This window comes from Streptomyces sp. NPDC050085 (assembly GCF_044460595.1).
GTDB lineage: Bacteria > Actinomycetota > Actinomycetes > Streptomycetales > Streptomycetaceae > Streptomyces.
Genome location: NZ_JBITJZ010000003.1, coordinates 95365 through 116730, shown reverse-complemented (window position 1 = coordinate 116730; position 21366 = coordinate 95365). Strand labels below are relative to the sequence as shown.

The following is a 21366-nucleotide window of genomic DNA, read 5'->3' as shown; positions in this document are numbered from 1 at the left end:
GCCCGGGGGGCCCGGCGGGGGCCGCGGGGGGGGGGGGGGGGGGGGGGGGGGGGGGGGGGGGGGGGGGGGGGGGGGGGGGGGGGGGGCCCGCCCCCCGCCGCGGACGGCCGGTCCGACAGCGCGGGCGGCGCCGCGTCGCTCGTCCTGTCACCGGCCGAACTCACCCATCTGGACAGCCTGTTGGACGACGGCGCCCGCCAGGCCGCCTTCCTGCGGTGCTGGACCCGCAAGGAGGCAGTCGTGAAGGCGATCGGCGTCGGCATCACCGGGGACCTCACGTCCCTGGAAGTCCACCCCGAGGACCCGGGACCCCTCGTCGTGTCCAGCACGGACGGCGGCGACTGGCTCGTCCAGGACGTGCCGAGCCGCTCCGACCTGTTCGTGGCGCTCGCCAGGCCCGCGAGCAGCGCGGGCCCCGTCGTCCTGCGCACCCAGGAATCCACGCTGACCCACTCCCTGCTCGAACCCTTCGCCTCCTCCAGGAGCTGACCCCACCACCATGACCACCCACGCGATCTCCACCTCAACATCCGTACGGGCAGCGGGAGTCGACCTCCCCGGTTACCTGCCCAAGGTCTTCCTCGCGCCGGACCCCGCCGTCGAGGTCGGCGCGTACATCGAAGAACACCGGGCGGGCATCCGTGCTGCCCTCACCGAACGCGGTGCCGTCCTGCTGCGCGGCTTCGCGGTCGACGGCGTCGACGGCTTCAACGGCTCCGTGCACGCCCTGTCGGGCACCCCGCCGCTGACGTACGCGGAACGCTCCTCGCCGCGCTCCACGATCAAGGGGCAGGTGTACACCTCGACCGACTACCCGGCGGACGAGGAGATCTTCCTGCACAACGAGAACTCGTACCAGTCGGTCTGGCCGCAGACCCTGTACTTCTTCTGCCTCGAGCCCGCCCACACCCTCGGTGCGACCCCGCTCGCCGACATCCGTGCCGTGCACGCGGCCATCGACCCCGACGTACGCGAGGAGTTCACCCGGCGCCGCTGGCGCGTGGTGCGCAACTTCCACGAGGACTTCGGGGTGCCGTGGCAGCAGGCCTTCAACACCGATGACCGGGCGCAGGTCGCCGCGTACTGCGCGAGCAAGGGCATCGACGTGGAGTGGACCGCGGGCGGCCTGCGCACCACGGCGGTGCGCGACGCGGTGCACCGGCACCCGGTGACGGGGGAGACGGTGTGGTTCAACCACATCACGTTCTTCCACGTCAGCACGGTCGCCCCCGATGTGCGCGACGGCCTCCTGGAGATCTTCGCGCCCGAGGACCTGCCCACCAACTCCTACTACGGGGACGGGGCGCCGATCCCGGACGACGTCGTCGCGCACCTGCGCCAGTGCTACCGGGACGCCTCCACCCGCTTCGACTGGGAGCGGCACGACGTCCTCGTCGTCGACAACATGCTGGCCGCGCACGCCCGCGAGCCCTTCACCGGGCCGCGCAAGATCGCCGTCGCGATGGCCGAGCCGTCCGACGCCTGACCCGCCACATGGCTCCGCCGCCGTACCCGGCACACGGGTACGGCGGCGGATTCATGCACCCCCCGGGGGATTTAGGAGTGCATGTCCGACCTTGCCGCACCGCGTGAACTCAGCTGTGCGGCAAGGAGATTGACGGCGTCGGCCGACTTTCGGGGCCTCGGCCTGCGGGTGTGGTAGACGAACGCCGGCGGCAGGTTCCCCCACACCGTGCGGCCCGGCACCACCTCTTCGAAGGACGTGCCGAGCATCCGCCGGAAGCGCCGCGCGGACGCCAGGCACGTCGCGTGCACATAGCCGAAGGTGGTGAACGCCCCTTGCGGAGCGAGGACTTGACGTACGGAGTCCAGCGTCGCGCGCTGCACAGGGCGGGCCAGGGACGCCCACGGCAGCCCGCTGATGACGACGTCCGCCGCACCGAACCCGCACTCGGCGAGCAGCCGCGGCAGCGCCGCCGCCTCCGCGTTCAGGACCTGCACGCGCGGATGGCGGGCGGCGAGCGCCGAGGCGAGCCGGGGGTTGATCTCCACGGCCAGATGGTGGCCGCGGCCGCCGAGGAGTTCCTGGATCACCCCGGTGAACGCGCCGGTCCCCGGCCCGAGTTCGACGACCACGGGGTCACCGGACTCGGGCACGGGCACCGCCACCTCGGTGGCGAGCCGGCGTGAACTGGGAGCCATGGCACCGACCTGCTGGGGGCAGCGCAGGAACTCTCTGAACATCGACCCGGGCGCCCCGGTCTCACTCGTCAACGTCTGCTGCCTCTCGGGCTCGTAGGGATCGGTACGTGTCCGGACACGGCCCGGGGACTACTCGCGCATTCCCGCCAGCTCCACCGGCCGGGTGCGCAGGGCGAACGACGCGGGCAGGGTGGCCGCGAGGACCGCCAGGAGGGCGCTCGCGGCGATCACCGCGCCCACCGTCGGCCAGGGCACGACGACCGCGGACCACACGTCGAGCAGGCCGAGGGCGCTCCACACGCCGAGCAGGTTCACCGCCGAGACCGCGGCACCGAGCACCGCGCCGACCACGACGACCATCACCGACTCCACGGCGACCAGGCGCAGCACCTGCGCCTTCGTCGCGCCCGTCAGACGCAGCGCGGCGAGGTCGCGGACCCGGTCGGTGGTGGCCATCACCAGCGTGTTGGCCAGCGCGATGCCCGTGTAGACCAGGGCGATGGCCAGGATCATCAGCAGGCCGAGCCGGGTCGACTCGCTGGAGGCCGGGTAGTGCGCGTCGACCCACTGCCCGGCGCCGAGCACCTCGACGCCGCTCGCCGCACCCGCGGCCTTCAACTGCCGTTCCGCAGCGGCCCGGTCGGCATCTCCTGCGACCTTGACGTCGACGCGGTCGACGCCCGCACCCGCGGCGTTGTGCGCGGTGACGTAGACCCCGTTGTTGCCGGTGCCGACCGCGAGGACCGCGGCGATGCGCAGGCTCACCTTGCGGCCGTCGCCCAGCCAGACGGGCACCTGCTGCCCGACGCGGGTGGTCAGCCACTCCTCGTTGACGACGATGCTGTGGTCGTCCAGGTCGCTCAACTTCCCGGCCACGACCGGGAGATGGGCCACCTTCGCCAGGTCGGCGCCGCTGTCGACCGCCCGCGCCTCCGAGCGGACCAGGGCCGTGCCCTCTTCCATCACGGTCACCCCGGTCGTCCGGGACGTGCTGACCGTGACGCCCGGCACGTCCCGGGCCGCCCGGACGAACCCGGCGGGCAGCGCGCGGCCCGCGTCACCCGCCGAGGCCACGTAGTCCGCCCGCATCTGTGTGCGGGCCTCGGCGGCCTTCGCCTCGTTGATGGTGGCCGTCGTGCCCATCAGGGAGCAGGCGAGCGCCACGGTGATGATGACCGGCGCGGCCACGGCCGCCGTCCTGCGCACCCCGGCAGCCGCGTTCTCCCGGGCCAGCATGCCCACGGCGCCCGGCAGCCGGGCGGGCAGCCAGGTGAGCAGCCGGGTCAGCGGCCGCACCAGAACCGGCGCGAGGAGCGCGAACGCCACGATGAGCAGCATGGGCTGCGTGATGTACGTCTTGCGCTTCAGTACGTCGCCCGGGTTCTCCACGAGCGCCATGACCAGCAGGCCGAGGCCCGTGAGCAGGACGGCCGCGGCGATCAGCCGGCGGCTCCACGGCATGGTGCCGCTGTCCACCGCGGACTCGCGCAGGGCCGCCGTGGGACCGGTGCGGCCCGCACGGAACGACGCCACGACGACCCCGCACAGGGCCACGAACAGGCCCGTCCAGAAGGCGACATGGAGCGGCCAGGTCTGCTCGCCGATCCGGAACCAGGCCGGGGCGATGCCCTGCCCCGACATCCACGAGGCGAGCCGCGGCGCACCCCACCGGCCGAGCAGGCACCCGGCGCCCGACGCGAGGACCCCGATCACCACGGCCTCCGCGTACACCATGCGCCGCACCTGACCGGGCGTCGCGCCCGCCATCCGCAACAGCCCGAACTCGCGCCTGCGCTGCGCCACCGCGAAGGTGAACGTCGAGGCCACCACGAACACCGACACGAACGCGGTGATGCCGGCCGCGGTGCCGAGCAGCGCGTTCACCGAGACCAGGGCCTCCTTGTCGCGGTCCGGGTCGGGGTCGGCGCGGCGCCGGTCGTCGCCGGTGAGCACGGTCATGCCCGAGCCGGCGCCGAGGGCCGCACGGACCGCCGCCGGAGCCGCGTCCACCGTGACCCGGTCGATGCGCGGGGTCAGGCGCGCGGCCTCGGCGGCGGTGAAGAACACGGCCGACTCGAACCCGGCCGCCTGCACCGTGCCGACCACCGTGCGGGTGCCGGTGCCCTCGGGCGTGGCGACCTCGATCCGGTCCCCGGTACGCGTCTGCGCGCCGGGCCCGGTGGTGACGACGACCTCGCCGGGCGCTGTGGGGGCGCGTCCGGAGGAGAGCCGGTAGGGCGTGGCCGCGGCGATCGCCCACGAGTGGCCCACGGGCGCGGCGTCGACGCCGAGCCGCCGCTCCGCGTCGGACACCCCGACGGGGAACGTACGGTCCTCGGCGGTGGCGCCCACCGCCTTCAGCCGGTCCGCCAACTCCTGCGGTACGGCACGGGGGTTGGTCAGCGTCGACGTCCGCTCGCCGATCTGCGTGTCGGCCGTCAGCTCGTCCGTGCCCTGGACGACGACCCGCGCCTCGGCGAACCGCTCCGTGCCCCGCTCCGGCGCGTCGAACGTCGCCGCGAGCGCGAGCCCCGTGGTGGCGATGAGCCCCACGCCGAGCGCGAGCGCCACGAAGGAGCCGACGAAGGTGACCCAGCGGGTGCGCATTCCGCGCAGCGCGAGACTCAGCACGACGCCACCGCCGCGGCCTTCGAGGGGAGGGCGCTCAGCGCGGTCATGCGGTGCGCGACCTGCTCCGCGGTCGGCGTGTACAGCTCGCCCTGGACCGTGCCGTCGGCGAGGAAGAGGACCCGGTCCGCGTAGGACGCGGCGACCGGGTCGTGCGTCACCATGATCACCGTCTGGCCGCGGTCGACCATCGCGCGCAGCAGCGTAAGCACTTCGCGGCTCGTCGTGGAGTCGAGGGCGCCGGTCGGCTCGTCGCCGAACAGCACCTCCGGCTTGGTGACCAGGGCGCGGGCGAGCGCCACGCGCTGCTGCTGGCCGCCCGACATCTCGCTGGGCCGGTGTCCGGCCCGCTCGCGCAGGCCCACCTTCTCCAGGACCTCGAGGACCTCGGCCCGCTTGGGGCGGCGGCCCGCGAGCCGCAGCGGCAGACCGACGTTCTGCTCCGCGGTCAGCGCGGGCAGCAGGTTGAAGGCCTGGAAGACGAAGCCGATGCGCTGCCGTCGCAGCAGCGTCAGCTTCTTCTCGCTCAGCCGGGTCAGATCGGTCTCCCCGAGGAAGACCTGACCCGAGGTCGGCCGGTCGAGCCCCGCGGTGCACTGCAGCAGGGTCGACTTGCCGGAGCCCGACGGGCCCATGACGGCGGTGAAGGTGCCCCGGGGGATGTCGAGGCCGACCTGGTCGAGGGCGGTGACTGCACTGTCGCCTGACCCGTAGGACCGGGTCACGGAGCGGAGCCGGACGGCTGCTTGATTCATGGTGTCCACTCAATCGGGCCCGCCCGACGGTGACATCGCAGCGGGACGGAGTCTTGTAGGTGGAGGTAGCTCCACCTTCCTGTGCACGATGGCTGCACCCGGCACCGAAAAGCAGGAGCGTCGGGCGGCAGGAACCTGCACCGGCAACGTCCTGCCCGCGCACCACCCGCCCGGGGCGCGGGAACCGACGGATCATGACGAGGACGGGGTCCGCCAGGGGCCGTGCCACGACAGGGTGAGGGTGGATTCGCATGGGCGTCGCAGGAACCGGGAGCGTCGCAGGAACCGGGAGCGCCACCGGCGCAGGTGTCAGGAGCCGCTGGTTCCGGCGCTACCCCACCGCGGACGGGGCCGTCCGCCTGCGGCTCGTCGGGTTTCCGCACGCGGGCGGCACCGCGACCCTCTTCCACGGCTGGGCGGCCCGGCTGCCGCGCGGCGTCGAACTGCTCGCCACCCAGTACCCGGGCCGCCAGGAGCGGCTCGCCGAACCCTGCGCCGAGTCCATGGACGAGCTGGCCGACCGCATCACCGACGCCCTCGAAGACGTCCTCGCACCCGAACCCGGCGTCCCCCTCGCCCTGTTCGGGCACAGCCTCGGCTCCGCCGTCGCCTACGAGGTGGCGCGCCGCCTCGACGAGCGGCACGGCATCGTCCCCGAGCGGGTCGTCGTCTCCGGGCGCGGCGCCCCCCACACCGAACGCGGCGGCACGCTGCACCTCCTCGACGACGACCGCCTGATCGCCTCCGCCCGGGGCCTGGGCGACCTGGGCTCCGCCGTCTACGACGATCCCGACCTGCGCCCGCTCCTGCTGCCCTCGCTGCGCGGCGACTTCCGCCTCATCGAGTCCTACCGGCCCACCGAACCGGCCCCGCTGCGCGCCCCGATCACCGCGGTCGGCGGCGCCGGCGACCCGGGCTGCTCCCTCGCCGACCTGCTGTCCTGGCGGCCGCTGACCACGTCCTCGTACGAGCACCAGGTCTTTCCCGGCGACCACTTCTACCTCGTACCGAAGGAGGCGGAACTCCTGACGTACCTCAACGCGCGGTGGTGAGCCCCGCGTTGGCCTGGGCGTTCCTGCTCCTGCGGTACGAGAGCAGCATCGGCAGGGAGCTGGTCAGCAGCAGTGCGGCGGACGCCGCGGCGAGCACGCCCGAGCCGCCCCACTTCTGCCAGGAGCCGCCCGCGAGAAGGCCGACCGCCACGCAACTGGGCGCCCACAGCAGGCTGCCGAGCAGCGACAGGGCGAGGTAGCGGGCCCAGGGCACGCCCGCCGCGCCGCACATCACGGGCACGAGCGTGCGCAGCGCCGCGTTGAACCGGCCGAGCAGCACGGCCCGTGCGCTGTACGTGCCGACGGTGTGCAGCGCCGCACGGTAGCTGCGCGAACCGGTCACCCGGGCCGGCAGGTTCGCGGCGAGCCGGGGCCCCCACCGCCGCCCCACCAGATGACCGACCACATTGCCCGCGAGCGCGCCGAGCACCGCCATCGCGATGGCCGCGGGCACCGAAAGGGCACCGTGGTGCGCGAGCACCCCGCTCGCCATCAGCGCGGTCTGCGAAGGGAGCAGCATGCCGAGCAGCGGCAGCGCGGGCTCCGCCATGGGAAGCAGGAAGACGATCAGCAGCGTCAGCCACGCGGGCACAGCCGCCAACTGTTCCTGGATCCAGGCCATTTCGGTCCCCTCGCCGTGCCGTAGCCCCGAGACCCGGGGCCTCCACAGCACATCGCGCGGGGGCGGGCGCGCACATCGCAGCTGGGACCAGTTCCCGCCGACAGTCAGCGCCCACCCCGATGGTGGACCTAGCTGGGTGGTCCGGGCCGGAAAGGTCTCATAACGTGCGGCCCATGCACTCCCCGACGATCTGGACCCGGCTGCACCTGCGCCGCTACGTGCTCAGCGGCTGGCCCTGGCGCGCGGCCCTGTACCTGCTCAGCAGCGTCCCGCTGGGCCTCGCCACCCTGCTCACCCTGGTGCTGCTCGCCGTCGCGGGCGGCGTGCTGACCGTGGTCGTCGTCGGCCTCCCGCTGCTCCTCGTGCTCGTCCTCACCGGGGTGCCGCTGGCCTCCCTCGAACGCCGCAGGCTGCTCCTGATCGACAGCGAGCCGCTCGCCGATCCGCACCGCGACCCCGACCGCACCGGGCTCACGGCCTGGCTGCGGACGCGGCTGCAGGAGCGCGCCACCTGGCGCGAGCTCGGCTACGCGGTGCTCTTCGGCTTCCTGCTGTGGCCCCTGGAAGCGCTCGTCGTGGGCTCGGTCCTCCTCGTCTGCGGCGGGCTGCTCGCGACGCCCGTGATGATGGCGGCCGACGGCGAGGAGGCCCGCGTCCTCAAGATGTGGATCGTGGACAGCTGGCCCGGAGCCCTCGGCGCGGCCCTCGCCGGAGCACTGCTGCTGCCCGTCTTCGCGTATCCGCTCGGTGCGATCGCCGCGGGCCGGGCCGCCCTGACCCGCTTCCTGCTGGCCTCGCCGACCGGCGAACTCAACTCCCGCATCAAGGAGTTGGGCCGCTCGCGCGTCCGCCTCGTGGACGCCTTCGAGGCCGAGCGGCGCCGGATCGAGCGGGATCTGCACGACGGGGCGCAGCAGCGGCTCGTCGCCCTGTCCATGACGCTCGGCCTGGCCCGGCTCGACGCGCCCGACGGGCCGCTCGCCCCGCTGCTCGCCAAGGCGCAGGACGAGGCGGCCACCGCCCTCGTCGAGATCAGGGAGCTCATCCGCGGCATCCACCCCCAAGTCCTCACCGACCGGGGCCTGGTGGCGGCCGTCGAGGACCTCGCGGACCGGTCGGCGGTCCCCGTGGACGTGGACCTCGAGCTGCCCCAGCGGCCCCCGGAGGCGATCGAGACGGCCGTGTACTTCGCCGTCAGCGAGGCCCTGGCCAACGTCGCCAAGCACAGCGGCGCGAGCCGCGCCGCCGTGCGCGGCCGCCTGGAGAAGGGGCAGTTGGTGGTGGAGGTCGAGGACGACGGCCACGGCGGCGCGGACACCGGCCGCGGCACGGGCCTGCAGGGTGTCACCGATCGTGTCTCGGTCCTGGACGGCCGCCTGCTAGTGTCCAGTCCGCCCGGCGGGCCCACCGTGTTCCGTCTGCAAGTCCCCTGCTCAACCGCCTGATCTCACCGCCTGATCGAGGAACTGGAACTGATGCTGCGCATCGTGCTGGCCGAGGACAGCGTTCTGCTGCGCGAAGGACTCGTCGGCCTCATGGAGCGTTTCGGCCACCAGGTGGTGGCCGCCGTCGGCACCGCGGACGAACTCACCGAGGCCGTCACCGCGCACACCCCCGACATCGTCGTGACCGACGTACGGATGCCGCCCGGCTTCTCCGACGAGGGACTGCGCGCCGCCATCGAGCTGCGCCGCCGCCGACCCGGGCTGCCGATCCTGGTGCTCAGCCAGTACGTCCAGCGGACCTACGCAGAGGACCTGCTCGACTCGTCCGACGGCACCGGCGTCGGCTATCTCCTGAAGGAACGCATCGGCCACGTCGAGGAGTTCATCGACGGCCTGCACCGGGTCGCCGAGGGCGGCACCGTCGTCGACCCCGAGGTGGTGCGCCAGTTGATCAGGCACCGCCGCGACCCGCTGGCCCGGCTCACGGCGCGCGAGCAGGAGGTGCTCGCGCTGATGGCGGAGGGCAAGTCGAACGCGTCGATCGCCGCGGCCATGGTGGTGAGCGAGGGCACGGTCAGCAAGCACTTCGGCTCCATCCTCACCAAGCTCGACCTGTCCCTCGACGACACGACCAACCGGCGCGTCCTCGCGGTCCTGGCTTATCTGCGGGGCTGAACCAACCGGCGTACTACGCGGTCAGCCAGCCGCGTTGGGCCGCGAGTGCGCCCAGCTGGAAGCGGCTGCGGGCGCCCAGCTTGGTCATCAGCTCGGCGGTGATCCGCCGGCTCGTGCGCACCGAGACCCCGAGCTTGCGGGCGATCACCTCGTCGGTGAGGCCGCCCGCCAGCAGGCCGAGCACCGCACTCTCCTCGTCGCTCAACTCCCGTGTCCCGCCCGGCGTCCGCTCCTGGCCGAACCGGGACGCCTGCCGCCACACCTGCTCGAACAGCGCCCGCAGCGCGGCCACCGGGCCCGGGCTCGACAGCAGGAACGCACCCCGGTCCGGCTGGTCCGGGTCCAGCGGCACCAGCGCCTTGCTCCGGTCCCAGATCAGCATCCTGAGCGGCAGCTGCGGCGCGGTCCTGACCTGCCCGCCCTGCTCGCTCAGCCACTGCGCGTACTCGGTGGTCGGCCGGTCGTTGCGGATGCTGTGCGCGTAGACGCACCGCACGTGCACGGACCGCTCCAGGAGCATCCGGTCGAGCGGCCGTGCCGCGTGCAGCCGGTCGGCGGGCTGCGCACCGCCGGGCAGCAGGGCCTCGGCCTCCTGGCGGCACTCCTGGCTGACCTTTTCGATGCAGGCCTGAATCGCGTCGGGGCCACTGGCGAGCTGCACCGATTCGATTTCTGCGCCACGGGCCGCTCCCCGGTATTCGGAGATGAGCTTTTCTGCCGCCGATTTACTCTCGGAGAGGGACAGCTGGAGTCGGAGCAATTCCCGCTCCTGGGACTGGACGAGTGATCTGAGGCCGAGTTCCGGATCGACCGCCCGGGTGCCGCCGCTGCGCTCCTGCGACGACTGCACGAGGGCCAGGCCCGTGAGCTCGTCGAGGGCGCCCGCGGCCCGGTCGAGCTCCCATCCGAGCTGCTCCGCCATGTCCTGCGCGCTCGCGCCCGGCTGCCTCAGCAGAGCACGGTAGGCGCGTTCCGCATCCACCCCGACGCCAATCTCCTTGAGCACGCTCGACCCCTCCTCGCTCGACTTCGAAGTGAGCATAGGACGCGGCTGTATCGACTCATTTTTCCCGGCCGGAGACGGAAAAAATCGAAGAGAAATAGCGGCGACAATTCGCTGGGGTACGGTTTGGTCCAGCTGAAGGGATCAGCGACGGAGGGGATTAGGGAACATGCAGAAGAAGACGGGTTTCGTCGTGTCGGTGCTCGGTGCGGTCGCGGTCAACATCGCGCTCCTGAGCGGCACGGCGGGCGCCGACGACCTGCCCTGGACGGGGCCGGACCCGGACGCCGCCGCGACGAGCGTGACGTCCCTGGTGAGCGAGACGCTGGCGACCCTCGGCGCCGACGACGACCTGCCCTGGACCAAGTAGCCCGGGCGGTACGGAAGTTCGGGCGGCCCGGCGTCAACGGGTGGCCAGGAGGTGCTCGAGCGGCACCGGCCGGCCCTCGGCGACGGCGCCGCCCGCCACCTCGATGAGCCGGGCGGTGCGCTCCTGCCACGAGGACGCCGACAGCAGGGTGAAGGCCTCATGGGCCCGCCGCAGCCGGTCCACCGCCGCGGGCTCGCCCCGCAGGGCCTCGGAGCAGGCCCGGTCGGTCTCGATCCGGGCCTGCAGGAACCGGTCGCCGACGTCCTTGGCGGCGGTGAACGCCTCGCGCAGCGTGGACTCGGAGGCCCCCGGCTGCCCCTGGCGCCACTGGGCCTCACCGAGGGCGCGCAGCGCGTACGCCTCGCCGAGCCGGTCGCCCTGGGCGCGGGTGAGCTCGATGACCTCGTGGCAGGTCCCGACCACCTCGCGCAGATCGCCGATCCGCAAGTACGCCTCGGCGAGCCGGTAGACGTTCTGCGCCCGGCTGCGCACCGAGCCGGTCTCGGCGCTCGCCGTGATGGCCTGGCGGGTCAGCGCGATCCCGGTGTCGTTGTTGCCGCGCTCCAGCTCGATCTGCGCCAGCAGGCCGAGCGCGTGCGCGGCGCTGACCGGGTCGTCGGTCGCCCGGAAGCGGGTGAGCGCGGCCCGGCAGTGCTCGGCCGCGCCGTCGAGGTCGCCGCGGAAGCGGGCGCACAGGGCGAGGTTGCGCAGCACCACGGCCCGCTCGTGCGGGTCGTCCGAGAGGTCGAGCAGTTCCATCGCGGAGGTCAGCAGGCCGTCGGCGTCCTGGTAGCGGCGCTGGTAGATGGCGAGTGAGCCGAGCGAGCGCAGCATGACGGTGGCGCCGAGGGTGTCGCCGGCGATCCTGGCGCTCTCCAGGGCGGTGTGCGAGGCCTGCTGCCAGTCCTCCTGGTAGTTGCGCATCTCGAAGAGCGGCACGGTGCGCGCGGTCAGCTCCCAGGCGTGGGCGGCCGCGCCGCGTCGCGCCGCGGCGGCCACCATGCTGAGGATGGCGTCGCGCTCGGACTCGAACCACTCCAGCGGATCGGCGAGCAGCTCCGCCACCGCGTCCTCCGGCAGATCATGGCCGAGCAGGGCCCGGTGGCGGGGCAAGTGCCCGGCACCGTAAAGGAGTTGATGTGCGCGGTCGGCGAGCGAGAGCAGGGTGCCGTACGTGCGCTCCAGGGCGTCCGCGCGCACCTGGTCGCCGTCCTCCTCGTGCGCGCGCTCCCGGGCGAACAGGCGCAGCAGCTCGTGGAAGCGGAACCGGGCGGGCGAGTGCGTCCGCGCCATGCCGACCTCCAACAGCTGGGCGTCCACCAGCTGTTCGAGCAGGTCCTCGGCCTTGGTGAGGTCCACGTCCAGCACGGCGGCGCCCGCCCACGCGGCGAAACCCGCCACCGGGAGCAGCGCGAGCCGCCGGAACAGCGCGGCCGCCTCGGGCGACAACTCCCGGTAGCTGAGCCAGAATCCGGCCCGCACGCCGCCGTCGGACGAGCTGAGCACGTCGAGCCGGCCCGCCCCGTCCTCCAGGCGCGCGGCCAGCCGGTGCAGCGACCGGTAGGGCCGCGGCGTGAGCCGGCCCGCCGCGATGCGCAGGGCCAGCGGCAGATGTCCGCACAGCTCCGCGAGGCGCGCCGCGGCCTCGGGCTCGGCGGCGACCCGGTCCCGCCCGATCACGGTGGCGAGCATCCGGTCGGCCTCGTGCGCCGTCATCACGTTCAGCTGGATCTGAACGGCCCCGTAATCGCTGATCAGTTCGTCCAGCGGATCCCGGCTGGTGATCAGTACGAGGCACTGGCCGCGCCCCGGCAGCAGCGGCTGTATCTGCGGGAACGAGCGCACGTCGTCCAGGACGATGAGCAGCTTCCGGTTCTTCAGCAGGGAGCGGTACAGCGCGGAGCGCTCCTGGAGCCCGGCCGGTATCTGCGCACTGGACACTCCGAGCCCGCGCAGTGCCTGGTCGAGGACGGACAGGGACGACAGCGGCCGGTTGGACTCGTGATAGCCGTGTACGTCGATGAAGAGCTGCCCGTCGGGGAAGCGGTCGGCGATGCGGTTCGCCCAGTGCACGACCAGGGCGCTCTTGCCGATGCCGCTCACCCCGGTGACGACGGCCACGGCGAGTGCGGAGCCGTCGGCGCTGCGGGACAGCAGCGCGTCGAGCGCCTCGGTCTCCGGCTCGCGCCCGGTGAACGTGGACAGCGCGAGCGGCAGTTGGGCGGGCGCCCCGCCGCCGGGCCCGGACTGCGGCGCGGCGGGCGCGACGAGTGCGGCGGGTGCGACAGGGGCCGGGGTCGGTGTCGGTGTCGGTCCCGGAGGTGGCGCGACCTCGGACTCGGTGAACGCCTCGGAGTCGTCGGCGCCCTGCAGGATCCGGCGGTGCATCTCCTGGAGCACGGGCCCCGGTTCGATGCCGAGCTCGTCGACGAGCGCCCGGCGTCCCTCGCGGTAGACCTGGAGCGCCTCGGCCCGCCGGCCGGCCAGGTGGTGGGCCTGCATCAGGTGCGCCCTGGCCTGCTCGCGCAGCGGGTTCTCCTTGACCAGCGCCGTGAGTTCCGCGCCGACCTTGTGGTGGTGGCCGAGCCCGAGCTGGAGCGCTGCGTACTCCTCGCACACATCGAGGCGGAATTCGGCCAGCTGGCCGGAAACATCATCGATGTGCGCGCCGGAGAGCCCGTCGAGTGCGGGCCCCCGCCACAGGGCGAGAGCGTGCTCGAACAACGCGGCGGCCTCCTCGGCCTGTTCGCTGTGAGCCGCCACCATTCGGGCTCTCGCCACCGACTGGTTCAGGTCCTTCAGGTCGATATAGCAGTGCGCGGAGTGAAGGATGTACCCAGGATGGCTGGTTTCGATCAATTCGGCGACCGAAGAGGTCTCTGCGGCCACGGAGGCCTCGCGGAAGATTCTTCGCAACGACGTAATGCAGATAGCGATTTGGTTCCGCGCGGTGGCCGGCGGGTCCCCCTGCCATACCGCCTCGGTGAGGCTGTCCACGGAGACGACCCGGTCGCTGGAGAGCAACAACGTGGCCAGAACCGACCGTTGACGTGCGCTGCTGATCCGGATCGGCCGGTCGGCGACGGCCGCCTCAAGAGGTCCGAGCAGTCTGAAGCAAACCCTGTCGCTCACAGTGAATTCACATCCCCGTCGGCCGTGCGATGCCTTCCCGCCCCGTTGTCCCCCAACGCGAAAGGACGCCTCGTATGTCTGCGGCCGAGGCGACTTCTCGCATTGCGGAAATGAAAGAACCGCACCTCTAATGATCATCAAAGGGTGCGCAAAGTCAACCGCGTTCACGGACTGCTGATGATCCACCCGCCCCTTTGCTCCTCAATTTGCTGTATTGGTCAACGACTTACCCGGTCGCGTGCTCGACTACGGTGGGAGCGCCGACGGGAGGGGTTGCGCGTGATCGGGGTCGAGGCGTCCAAGGCCGAGGAGTTCGAGGAGCTGCGGCCGCTGCTGTTCTCGATCGCCTACCGGATCCTGGGCAGTGTGGGCGAGGCCGAGGACGCGGTGCAGGAGACCTGGCTGCGCTACGACGCGGTGGCGACCCGCCCCGAGTCGGCCAAGGCGTACCTGTCGACCGCCGTGACCCGGATCTCGATCGACGTGCTGCGCTCCGCGCGGGTGCGGCGCGAGGCGTACACCGGGCCCTGGTTCCCCGAGCCGCTGCTGAGCGATCCGTACCAGGACCCTGAGCGGGCGGCGGAGCTCGCGGACTCCGTGTCGACGGCGGCGCTGCTGCTGCTCGAGCGGCTCAGCCCGCTGGAGCGCGCGGTGTTCGTGCTGCGGGAGGTGTTCGCGTTCGGGTTCGACGACGTGGCCGCGGCGGTCGGACGTTCGCAGGACTCGTGCCGCCAACTGCTCGTACGGGCGCGCCGGCACATGGCGGAGGGGCGGGCGCGGTACGACGCGGACCGGCAGGAACGGCAGAAGCTCGCGGACCGGTTCTTCGACGCGCTCAGGGACGGCGACGTGGGCGGCCTGCGCGAACTCCTCGCCGCCGACGTCCAGTTCGCCGGGGACGGCGGCGGCAAGGCCCCGGCCCTGGCCAGGACCCTGGTCGGCGCGGACGGCGTGGCCAAGATCCTCGGCACCGTCTTCCCCCAGATGTCCCGGATCGACATGTCGCTCGAGCCGTGCGAGCTCAACGGCGAGCCCGGCGCGATCGTCCGCGACCGGCAGGGCCGGGTGCTGCACACCATGAGCCTCGACGTCGCCGACGGCCGCATCCGGGCCGTCCGCATCGTCGTCAACCCCGACAAGCTCGGCCACCTCGGCCCGGTCGGCGACGCCTGGGCCACCGACCGCGAGCTGAAGGAGCTCCGCAGGGCAGCCCACGCGGACGGGGCCTGAGCGCCCGGGCATTCCCGGGCGCTGAGCCGAACGGCCGCCGCGGGGGTGTGGCGCGGGACGAGCGGTGGGATTGCTTGCCCATGCCCATGCCCATGCCGAAGCCGATGCCCCTGCCTCGTCGCGTACTCCCTCTGCTCCTCCTGGTCACCCTGCTGACCACCGGGTTCGCCGCGCCGCCCTGCCCCGACCCGGCCGCGGTCGCCCGCGCGAAGGAGCTGGCCACGCCCGGCATGAGCGGCGCCAACGACTGGGGCTGCCGGCCGTCGCGGCGCCATCCGCGCCCGGTGGTCCTCGTGCACGGCACGTTCGCGAACGGGACCGTGTGGGCGGACGCCGTGCCCCGGTTCACGCGGGCCGGGTACTGCGTCTTCGTCCTCGACTACGGAAAGACCGGCGCACCCGGCATGTACGGGATGGGGCCGATCGCCGACTCCGCGAAGGAACTCGCCGCGTTCGTCGACGGGGTGCGGGCCGCCACCGGCGCCGGACGCGTCGACATCGTGGGGCACTCGCAGGGCGGCATGATGCCCCGCCAGTACATGAGGTTCGAGGGCGGGGCACGCCGCGTGCACACCCTGGTGGGACTCGCCCCGTCCAACCGCGGCACCACCCTCGACCTGCGCGACGCCCTCGCCGACGAGCGGCCCGAACTGGCCGCGGCCGAGCAGACCCTGTTCGCCTTCGCCCCCTGCCAGGCCTGCACCGAACAGCTCGCCGGTTCGGACTTCCTCACGAAGCTCAACGCGGGCGGCCCGACCCTGCCCGGCGTCACCTACGCCGTCGCCGCCACCAAGTACGACTTCGTCGTGACGCCGTACAAGTCCCAGTTCCTGCCCGGGAGTTCACCCCGGGTCCACAACCAGCTCGTCCAGGACGCCTGCCTCTTCGACTTCGCCCTGCACAGCACCATCCAGAACGACCCGGTGGCGCTGCGCTTCGCCCTGAACGCGCTCGACCCCGCGCACGCCGAACCCTTGAGCTGTTCCGCGTGAAACATTTCCGGGGCCCCACCGCATCTAACAGGTGTAGGTGACGGCGGACGGAGGGGGAGAGCGCCGGGATGAGACGGTCGCTTGAAGGGGCGTTCCGGGAGTTCGCGGAGGCCAGGACGGGCCAGCTGTACCGGTCCGCGTGCCTGTTGACCAGCGGCGACACCCATCTCGCCGAGGATCTGGTGCAGGACACGCTCGGCCGGATGTACGTCGTGTGGGGGCGGCCCGCGGTGCGCCGCGGCAACCCCGCGGCATACGCGCAGACCGTACTGGTCCGCGCGTTCCTGGGCCACCAGCGCCGCCGCTCGGCGGGCGAACGGCCCTCGGACGCGATTCCGGAGGCGGCCGCCGCCGGGAGCGGGGACGCCTCGCTGCGCGTGACGCTCCTGGACGCGCTGCGCCGGCTGCCGCCGAAGGACCGGGCGGTCGTGGTGCTGCGCTACTGGGAGGACCGGTCGATCGAGGAGACCGCGGACGCCCTGCACGTCAGCTCGGCCGCCGTGCGCACCCGCAGCACCCGGGCCCTGGCCCGGCTGCGCGAGCAACTCGGCGGCAGCATCGGCGAGTTCGCCGCGCATTGACCAAGACAACGACAGGGGAGTGGTCGACGTGTCCGCAGCGGACGACGGTCGTGAGGGGTTCGAGGACGGGCTCGGGGTGGCGCTGCGCCGCACCGGGGAGGGTTTCACCGCCGAAGGAGGGCAGCTGGTCGACGTCGGAGTGCAGCGCGGCCGCCGCCGGCTGCGGCGCAGGCGGGCTGGTGCCGTCACCGGCAGCGTGGCGGCGCTCGCGATCGTCGGGCTCGGCGCGTCGTACGCCGCAGGCGCCTTCGGCTCGGACGCCAAGACCCTGAGCGGGGTCGCGGCGAAGCCGAGCGCGTCGCAGAGCAAGACACCGGGGGAGAAGGGGAAGCCGGGCAAGAAGGGCGCCCACGGCACCGGTCCCCAGCTCAGCAAGGAGAAGGTCATCGCCGTACTCGAAGGGCTGCTGCCCAAGGGGACGGTCAGCGAGGCGGACGGGCGGGGCACCGCCGACCAGCTCGGCCCGTCCGCGCGCCTCGTGTTCGACGACGGTCACGGCAAGAGCGCGATCGGCGTCAGCGTCGGCGCGGTCGACCCGGACGGCAGTGACGCCTCGGACCGCCTGCAGTGCCCCGACAAGCGGTTCATCCCGTACGACTCGTGCACCATGGACAGGCAGCCCGACGGCTCCGCGCTGCTGCTGATGCGCGGCTACGAATACCCGGACAAGCGCGTCGAGACCAAGCTGTGGCACGCCTTCCTGATGACGCCCGAGGGCTACACCGTCGACGCGAGCGAGTGGAACGCGGCGGCGGAGAAGGACGCCCCGATCTCCAGGCCCGAACCGGCCCTGAGCATCGCTCAGTTGAAGACCCTCGTCACGTCGGACAAGTGGCGGCCCGTGATGGAGGCGATCGGTGAGGCGGCGCCCGAGCCGCTCGCGCAGCCGCCGGCGCAGGGCACCGACGCGGAGTCGATCCAGAAGAAGCTCACGGCACTGCTGCCCGGCCGGGTGCACGTCACCGCCAAGGGCGGGCAGGACGCCGGATACGCGTACCTGGTCGTCGACGACGGCAAGGGCGAGACGCTCGTCCAGATCAACGTGCAGTCCGGCATGGGAGACGTCCGCAAGGACCTGTTCGGGCACGGCGCGCAGAAGCTGCCGGACGGCACGCTGGTGGTCACGCGCCAGGGGCCGGGCGACGACAAGGGCGGCGCGGGCATCGTGATGTGGACCGCGGACACGCTGCGCGAGGACGGGTTCCGGGTCGTGGTGTCCGCGTTCAACTCGGGCTCGCAGTCGACGGACGCCACCCGCTCGCAACCGGCCCTGACCATGGACGAGTTGAAGAAGATCGCCCTGTCGCAGACGTGGCAGCAGGGCTGACGCGAGCCGCTCACTTGGCGTCGGCGTAACACTCCACCGTCGCCACCGAGAACGGGAACCGCACCGGCGTCTCACCGAACGCGAGGCGCCCCGCGAGCAACGAGGCCTCCCGAATGGCCTCGGTGACGCGGGGCGCCTCGCTCTCGGGACAGTGCACGATCACCTCGTCGTGCTGGAAGAACACCAACTCGGCCGTCATCGCGGCCAGTTCGCGGCGGAGCGCGGCCAGCATCAGCAGGGCCCAGTCGGCGGCGCTGCCCTGGACCACGAAGTTCCGGGTGAAGCGGCCCCGGGCGCGGGAGTCCGAGGACGCGTACCCGTACACCGCGCCGCCGCCCGGTTCGTCCTGGGGCAGGCCCGCCTCCTCCGTGTCGGCGGCGCCCACCGCGGGCGGGCACGTCCGCCCGAGCCAGGTGCGCACCAGGCGCCCCTCCTCACCGGCCCGCGCCGCCTCGTCGACGTACGCGACCGCGGCCGGGAAGCGGCGGCGCAACAGCGCCAGGTTCTTCAGGCCGTCGCCGGAGGTCTGCCCGTATATGGCGCCGAGCACGGCGATCTTCGCCTGGTCGCGGTCGCCGGAGAAGGCCCGGTCCGACACCGACTGGTACAAATCACCGCTCTGCCCCGCGACCTCCATGAACGCCGGGTCGCGGGAGATCGCGGCCAGCACCCGCGGCTCCATCTGCGCGGCGTCCGCGACGACGAGCCGCCGGCCCGGGTCGGCGACCACGGCCCGCCGGATGACCTTCGGGATCTGCAGCGCACCGCCCCCGTTCGTCGTCCAGCGCCCGGTCACCGTGCCGCCCGGCAGGTACTCGGGTCTGAACCGCCCCTCCCGCACCCAGTCCTGCAGCCAGGACCAGCCGTGCGCGGTATAGATCCGGTACAGCTTCTTGTACGCGATCAGCGGCTTCACGGCGGGATGGTCGAGCGACTCGATCTCCCAGCGCCGGGTCGACGTCACCTTGATCCCGGCCCCGGCGAACGCCTTCACCACGTCCGCGGGCAGGTCGGGCCGCACGCGCCGCCCGAACGCCTCCGACACGTCATCGGCCAGCTCGGCGAGCCGCCGCGGCTCCCCGCCACCCCCGTACCGCTCGCCCAGCAGCTCGTGCAGCACGTCACGGTGCACGTCGGCCCGCCACGGCAGCCCCGCCGCGTGCATCTCTGCGGCGACCAGCATCCCCGCCGACTCCGCGGCGGTGAGCAGGTGCATCCGCTCGGGCAGCCCCGTCGCCCCATGTCTGCGCTGCTGATCCGCATAGACCTCGACGAGATCGGCCAGGGTGACGTCCACGGGCGGGCGCGGCTCGAACAGCGGGGACTGGGAGCCGGGTGCGGCGACGCGCGGCGGCGGGTCGGGCGGGACGAGCGTGTGTCTGAGGCGGGCCAGGGCCGCGGCCGCCGAGCGGGGTTCGCCGTGCCGCCCCTCGTGCCCGAGCAGCAGGTTCTCCGCCGCCTCGATGTCGTAACAGCGCTCGACCCGCACCCCCGCCGCGCGCAGCCGCGGGTACACCGCATGCGTTTCGCGCCACACCCAGCGGGTCACCTCGGGCCGGGAGCGGACCGCCTCGACGAGATCGGGCTCCCGGACGACCGGCCCCGCGGGCAGCCCGTCGCCGCCCAGCGGCACGACGTCGGCGCCGCCGGACTCGGTGGGGGCGAGCGCCCAGCGTCCGGTCACACGGCCGAGTGTCACACCCGCCACTGACAACGCCGGGGAACCGGCTCAGCGCGGCAGCGCCTCCACATAGGCCGAGACAGCCGCCCGCGGAGCCCGCCCCAACAGCTCCCGCAGCGCACCCCGCTCCGCGTCGCCGATTCCCGAGCCGTCCATGAACCCGCCCGCGATCGCCGAGTACGTCCCCACGAGCATCGGCACCTGGAACGGCAGTGCGCCGGACCCCGCGAGCCGCGCACGGGCCCCGGCGAGCGTCCCCGGCACATAGCGGGCACCGGCGGCCTCGGCCAACTCGCCGCCGCCCAGAGCCACTTCACCCACCAGCTCGTACGTCTTCCCCGTATGCGCCTGCGGATCGAGCGCCACCCGCACCGCCACCTCCGCGAGATCATCACGGGCCACCGCCGCAAGGCGCCCCGTCCCGAGCGGCGCGGTGATGGTGCCATCGGCGTCGGGCGCGGCGAGGAAGGAGAGCAGCTCGGCGTAGAGCCCGTTGCGCAGCACGGTCCAGCCGAGACCGGACTCCCGCAGCCGCCGCTCGGTCCACCGGTGGGCGAGGGCGTACGGCAGATGGTCCCCGTCGCCCGAAAGGCTCGTGTAAACAACATGCCGCACGCCGCTCTTCTCGGCCGCGTCGATCGCCGCCCCGTGCCGGGCGACGACCTCGTCGTCCTCGCCGTACCCGGCGGAGATCAGCAGCAGGGTGTCGACCCCGGCGAACCCCGCCGCCAGCGTCGCCGGCTCGTCGAAGTCGATCCGCCGTCGCCCGGCCCCGGCCGCACGCGTGCCGAGCACCACGTCGTCGCGGCCCTCGAGCCGCCCCGCGATCAGCTTGCCCAGTTCGCCGGAAGCGCCCGTGACCAGCAGCATGGAAGATCCCCCTCGGAATGCGTCGGTGTGCCTGCTGAGACCATCGTGGGGGCGCGGGCGGCTGCGCGTAAGCAGGCACTTTGATGTCGGTCGGGCACATCGCGGTAACCATCCCCCGCTCAGAGGTCCGTCGCCCCCGGACAACGGCGGCGGAGTTCGCTGAGGACGCCCTCTGGCCAGGCGTCGAAGTCGTACTCCAAGACGTACGAAGCAGAGTCCAGCACCATCTCGTTGACCTCCACGACGTCACCGTTCTCCTCGAACGCGACGCGGCAGACCAGGATCACCGGTGTACCGACGGCGAGCGGGAGTTCGGCGAGGCGGGCGTAGATACCACCGGGCCCGGAGTCGGAGTGCGTGACAGCGGTGCCTGCCACGAGGGCGGACGGCAGGTACGACGTGGAGAACAGCACAGGCTTGCCGTCGAGGACGAAGCGGCGTCTGCGGACGCAGACCGTCGTCCGGGTGCGGCATCCATGGGCACGGAGACCTGATCCGGAGCGGGCTCCTCGCCCACCGTCACTCGGTCGACCACCAGATCGCGTTCGTCTCCGAGGTCCGCAGACCACACCGAACGCCCTGCACCCCACCGCTCGTGGGCAAGACGCTGGACGCCACGACGTCGGATCGGCCTGAAGGCGCGTACGAAGACGCCCGCCCCTTTGCGGGCCTCCGTGAGCCCCTCACTCTGCAGGACCGACAACGCCTGGCGGACGGTCATGCGCGCCACGCCATGGGTGGCCATCAGCTCGTTCTCGCCCGGCAGCCGGTCCCCTGGCACTCGGCGCCCGTGAGCGGGACCGGCTTCACTGCACCGGGTGCGGGGCCGTGTGGCAAGCT

The 21366-nt window shown here is 72.8% G+C and carries 17 protein-coding genes and 2 pseudogenes; 10 read left to right on the top strand and 9 right to left on the bottom strand.

All coding sequences use genetic code 11. The features are described 5' to 3' along the window. Positions 1-138 precede the first annotated feature (138 nt). A pseudogene (locus tag ACIBUY_RS13025) lies at positions 139-489 on the top strand (4'-phosphopantetheinyl transferase superfamily protein); the annotation flags it as partial. A 10-nt stretch (positions 490-499) separates the two neighbouring features. Next, positions 500-1486: a TauD/TfdA family dioxygenase gene (locus ACIBUY_RS13020; protein ID WP_365567654.1), complete on the top strand. Its 987-nt coding sequence runs from the start codon at positions 500-502 to the stop codon at positions 1484-1486. A 71-nt stretch (positions 1487-1557) separates the two neighbouring features. On the opposite strand, the gene ACIBUY_RS13015 is transcribed toward ACIBUY_RS13020, so the two are convergent. From ACIBUY_RS13015 to ACIBUY_RS13005, 3 genes are all read right to left on the bottom strand, one after another. Continuing rightward, positions 1558-2163, bottom strand: a complete 606-nt coding sequence (locus ACIBUY_RS13015) for a class I SAM-dependent methyltransferase (RefSeq protein ID WP_399152572.1) — start codon at positions 2161-2163, stop codon at positions 1558-1560. Between the two features lie 129 nt (positions 2164-2292). Beyond that, entirely contained in the window at positions 2293-4794 is a 2502-nt protein-coding gene (locus ACIBUY_RS13010; protein WP_399152571.1) for an FtsX-like permease family protein, read from the bottom strand. Continuing rightward, positions 4788-5546 (bottom strand): ABC transporter ATP-binding protein, encoded by a 759-nt coding sequence (locus tag ACIBUY_RS13005; protein WP_365567645.1) that lies wholly within the window; start codon positions 5544-5546, stop codon positions 4788-4790. The genes ACIBUY_RS13010 and ACIBUY_RS13005 overlap by 7 nt, the downstream gene beginning before the upstream one ends. 251 nt (positions 5547-5797) lie before the next feature. Between ACIBUY_RS13005 and ACIBUY_RS13000 the strand changes: the two genes are divergently transcribed. After that, a complete protein-coding gene (locus ACIBUY_RS13000) occupies positions 5798-6598 on the top strand; it encodes a thioesterase II family protein (RefSeq protein ID WP_399152570.1) in 801 nt (266 codons plus the stop codon). Here the strand turns inward: ACIBUY_RS13000 and ACIBUY_RS12995 are convergent. Next, on the bottom strand, positions 6582-7220 hold the full coding sequence (locus tag ACIBUY_RS12995; RefSeq protein ID WP_365567639.1) for a DedA family protein: 639 nt from the start codon (positions 7218-7220) through the stop codon (positions 6582-6584). The two genes, ACIBUY_RS13000 and ACIBUY_RS12995, sit on opposite strands and share 17 nt — an antisense overlap. Before the next feature lie 173 nt (positions 7221-7393). Here ACIBUY_RS12995 and ACIBUY_RS12990 point away from each other — a divergent pair, with 173 nt between their 5' ends. Next, a complete protein-coding gene (locus ACIBUY_RS12990; protein ID WP_365567636.1) occupies positions 7394-8665 on the top strand; it encodes a sensor domain-containing protein in 1272 nt (423 codons plus the stop codon). Between the two features lie 30 nt (positions 8666-8695). Continuing rightward, on the top strand, positions 8696-9340 hold the full coding sequence (locus ACIBUY_RS12985) for a response regulator transcription factor (RefSeq protein ID WP_365567633.1): 645 nt from the start codon (positions 8696-8698) through the stop codon (positions 9338-9340). 13 nt (positions 9341-9353) lie between these two features. Here ACIBUY_RS12985 and ACIBUY_RS12980 read toward each other — a convergent pair whose 3' ends face one another. Next, complete coding sequence (locus tag ACIBUY_RS12980; RefSeq protein WP_365567631.1) at positions 9354-10346, bottom strand: LuxR C-terminal-related transcriptional regulator; 993 nt, start codon at positions 10344-10346, stop codon at positions 9354-9356. Between the two features lie 166 nt (positions 10347-10512). Here ACIBUY_RS12980 and ACIBUY_RS12975 point away from each other — a divergent pair, with 166 nt between their 5' ends. After that, positions 10513-10713: a hypothetical protein gene (locus ACIBUY_RS12975; RefSeq protein WP_399152569.1), complete on the top strand. Its 201-nt coding sequence runs from the start codon at positions 10513-10515 to the stop codon at positions 10711-10713. Between the two features lie 33 nt (positions 10714-10746). Here the strand turns inward: ACIBUY_RS12975 and ACIBUY_RS12970 are convergent, their stop codons facing one another. Continuing rightward, complete coding sequence (locus tag ACIBUY_RS12970) at positions 10747-13983, bottom strand: AfsR/SARP family transcriptional regulator (RefSeq protein ID WP_399152867.1); 3237 nt, start codon at positions 13981-13983, stop codon at positions 10747-10749. 141 nt (positions 13984-14124) lie between these two features. Between ACIBUY_RS12970 and ACIBUY_RS12965 the strand changes: the two genes are divergently transcribed. The 4 genes from ACIBUY_RS12965 (at position 14125) to ACIBUY_RS12950 (ending at position 17975) form a co-directional block, all read left to right on the top strand. Further along, complete coding sequence (locus ACIBUY_RS12965; protein WP_399152568.1) at positions 14125-15075, top strand: RNA polymerase sigma-70 factor; 951 nt, start codon at positions 14125-14127, stop codon at positions 15073-15075. Between the two features lie 104 nt (positions 15076-15179). Continuing rightward, on the top strand, positions 15180-16067 hold the full coding sequence (locus ACIBUY_RS12960) for a lipase family alpha/beta hydrolase (protein WP_399152567.1): 888 nt from the start codon (positions 15180-15182) through the stop codon (positions 16065-16067). Positions 16068-16135: 68 nt separating this feature from the next. Continuing rightward, complete coding sequence (locus ACIBUY_RS12955; protein WP_399152566.1) at positions 16136-16648, top strand: SigE family RNA polymerase sigma factor; 513 nt, start codon at positions 16136-16138, stop codon at positions 16646-16648. 28 nt (positions 16649-16676) lie between these two features. Continuing rightward, a complete protein-coding gene (locus ACIBUY_RS12950; RefSeq protein ID WP_399152565.1) occupies positions 16677-17975 on the top strand; it encodes a hypothetical protein in 1299 nt (432 codons plus the stop codon). A gap of 10 nt (positions 17976-17985) precedes the next feature. Here the strand turns inward: ACIBUY_RS12950 and ACIBUY_RS12945 are convergent, their stop codons facing one another. From ACIBUY_RS12945 to ACIBUY_RS12935, 3 genes and pseudogenes are all read right to left on the bottom strand, one after another. Then, positions 17986-19659: a bifunctional 3'-5' exonuclease/DNA polymerase gene (locus tag ACIBUY_RS12945; RefSeq protein ID WP_399152564.1), complete on the bottom strand. Its 1674-nt coding sequence runs from the start codon at positions 19657-19659 to the stop codon at positions 17986-17988. 45 nt (positions 19660-19704) lie between these two features. Continuing rightward, the gene (locus ACIBUY_RS12940) at positions 19705-20526 is read right to left on the bottom strand and encodes an NAD(P)H-binding protein (protein ID WP_399152563.1); all 822 of its coding nucleotides are present in this window, start codon (positions 20524-20526) and stop codon (positions 19705-19707) included. Positions 20527-20645: 119 nt separating this feature from the next. After that, positions 20646-21316 (bottom strand): annotated as a pseudogene (locus ACIBUY_RS12935) (GntR family transcriptional regulator); the annotation flags it as partial. Between the last annotated feature and the right edge of the window lie 50 nt (positions 21317-21366).

Excerpts from the sequence above, each read along its gene's own strand:
- ACIBUY_RS13015 (WP_399152572.1), bottom strand. The coding sequence starts at position 2,163 with ATGGCTCCCAGTTCACGCCGGCTCGCCACCGAGGTGGCGGTGCCCGTG.
- ACIBUY_RS12940 (WP_399152563.1), bottom strand. The coding sequence starts at position 20,526 with ATGCTGCTGGTCACGGGCGCTTCCGGCGAACTGGGCAAGCTGATCGCG.
- ACIBUY_RS13005 (WP_365567645.1), bottom strand. The coding sequence starts at position 5,546 with ATGAATCAAGCAGCCGTCCGGCTCCGCTCCGTGACCCGGTCCTACGGG.
- ACIBUY_RS12995 (WP_365567639.1), bottom strand. The coding sequence starts at position 7,220 with ATGGCCTGGATCCAGGAACAGTTGGCGGCTGTGCCCGCGTGGCTGACG.
- ACIBUY_RS12985 (WP_365567633.1), top strand. The coding sequence starts at position 8,696 with ATGCTGCGCATCGTGCTGGCCGAGGACAGCGTTCTGCTGCGCGAAGGA.
- ACIBUY_RS13000 (WP_399152570.1), top strand. The coding sequence starts at position 5,798 with ATGGGCGTCGCAGGAACCGGGAGCGTCGCAGGAACCGGGAGCGCCACC.
- ACIBUY_RS12960 (WP_399152567.1), top strand. The coding sequence starts at position 15,180 with ATGCCCCTGCCTCGTCGCGTACTCCCTCTGCTCCTCCTGGTCACCCTG.
- ACIBUY_RS12970 (WP_399152867.1), bottom strand. The coding sequence starts at position 13,983 with ATGATCATTAGAGGTGCGGTTCTTTCATTTCCGCAATGCGAGAAGTCG.
- ACIBUY_RS12955 (WP_399152566.1), top strand. The coding sequence starts at position 16,136 with ATGAGACGGTCGCTTGAAGGGGCGTTCCGGGAGTTCGCGGAGGCCAGG.
- ACIBUY_RS12990 (WP_365567636.1), top strand. The coding sequence starts at position 7,394 with ATGCACTCCCCGACGATCTGGACCCGGCTGCACCTGCGCCGCTACGTG.
- ACIBUY_RS13020 (WP_365567654.1), top strand. The coding sequence starts at position 500 with ATGACCACCCACGCGATCTCCACCTCAACATCCGTACGGGCAGCGGGA.
- ACIBUY_RS12975 (WP_399152569.1), top strand. The coding sequence starts at position 10,513 with ATGCAGAAGAAGACGGGTTTCGTCGTGTCGGTGCTCGGTGCGGTCGCG.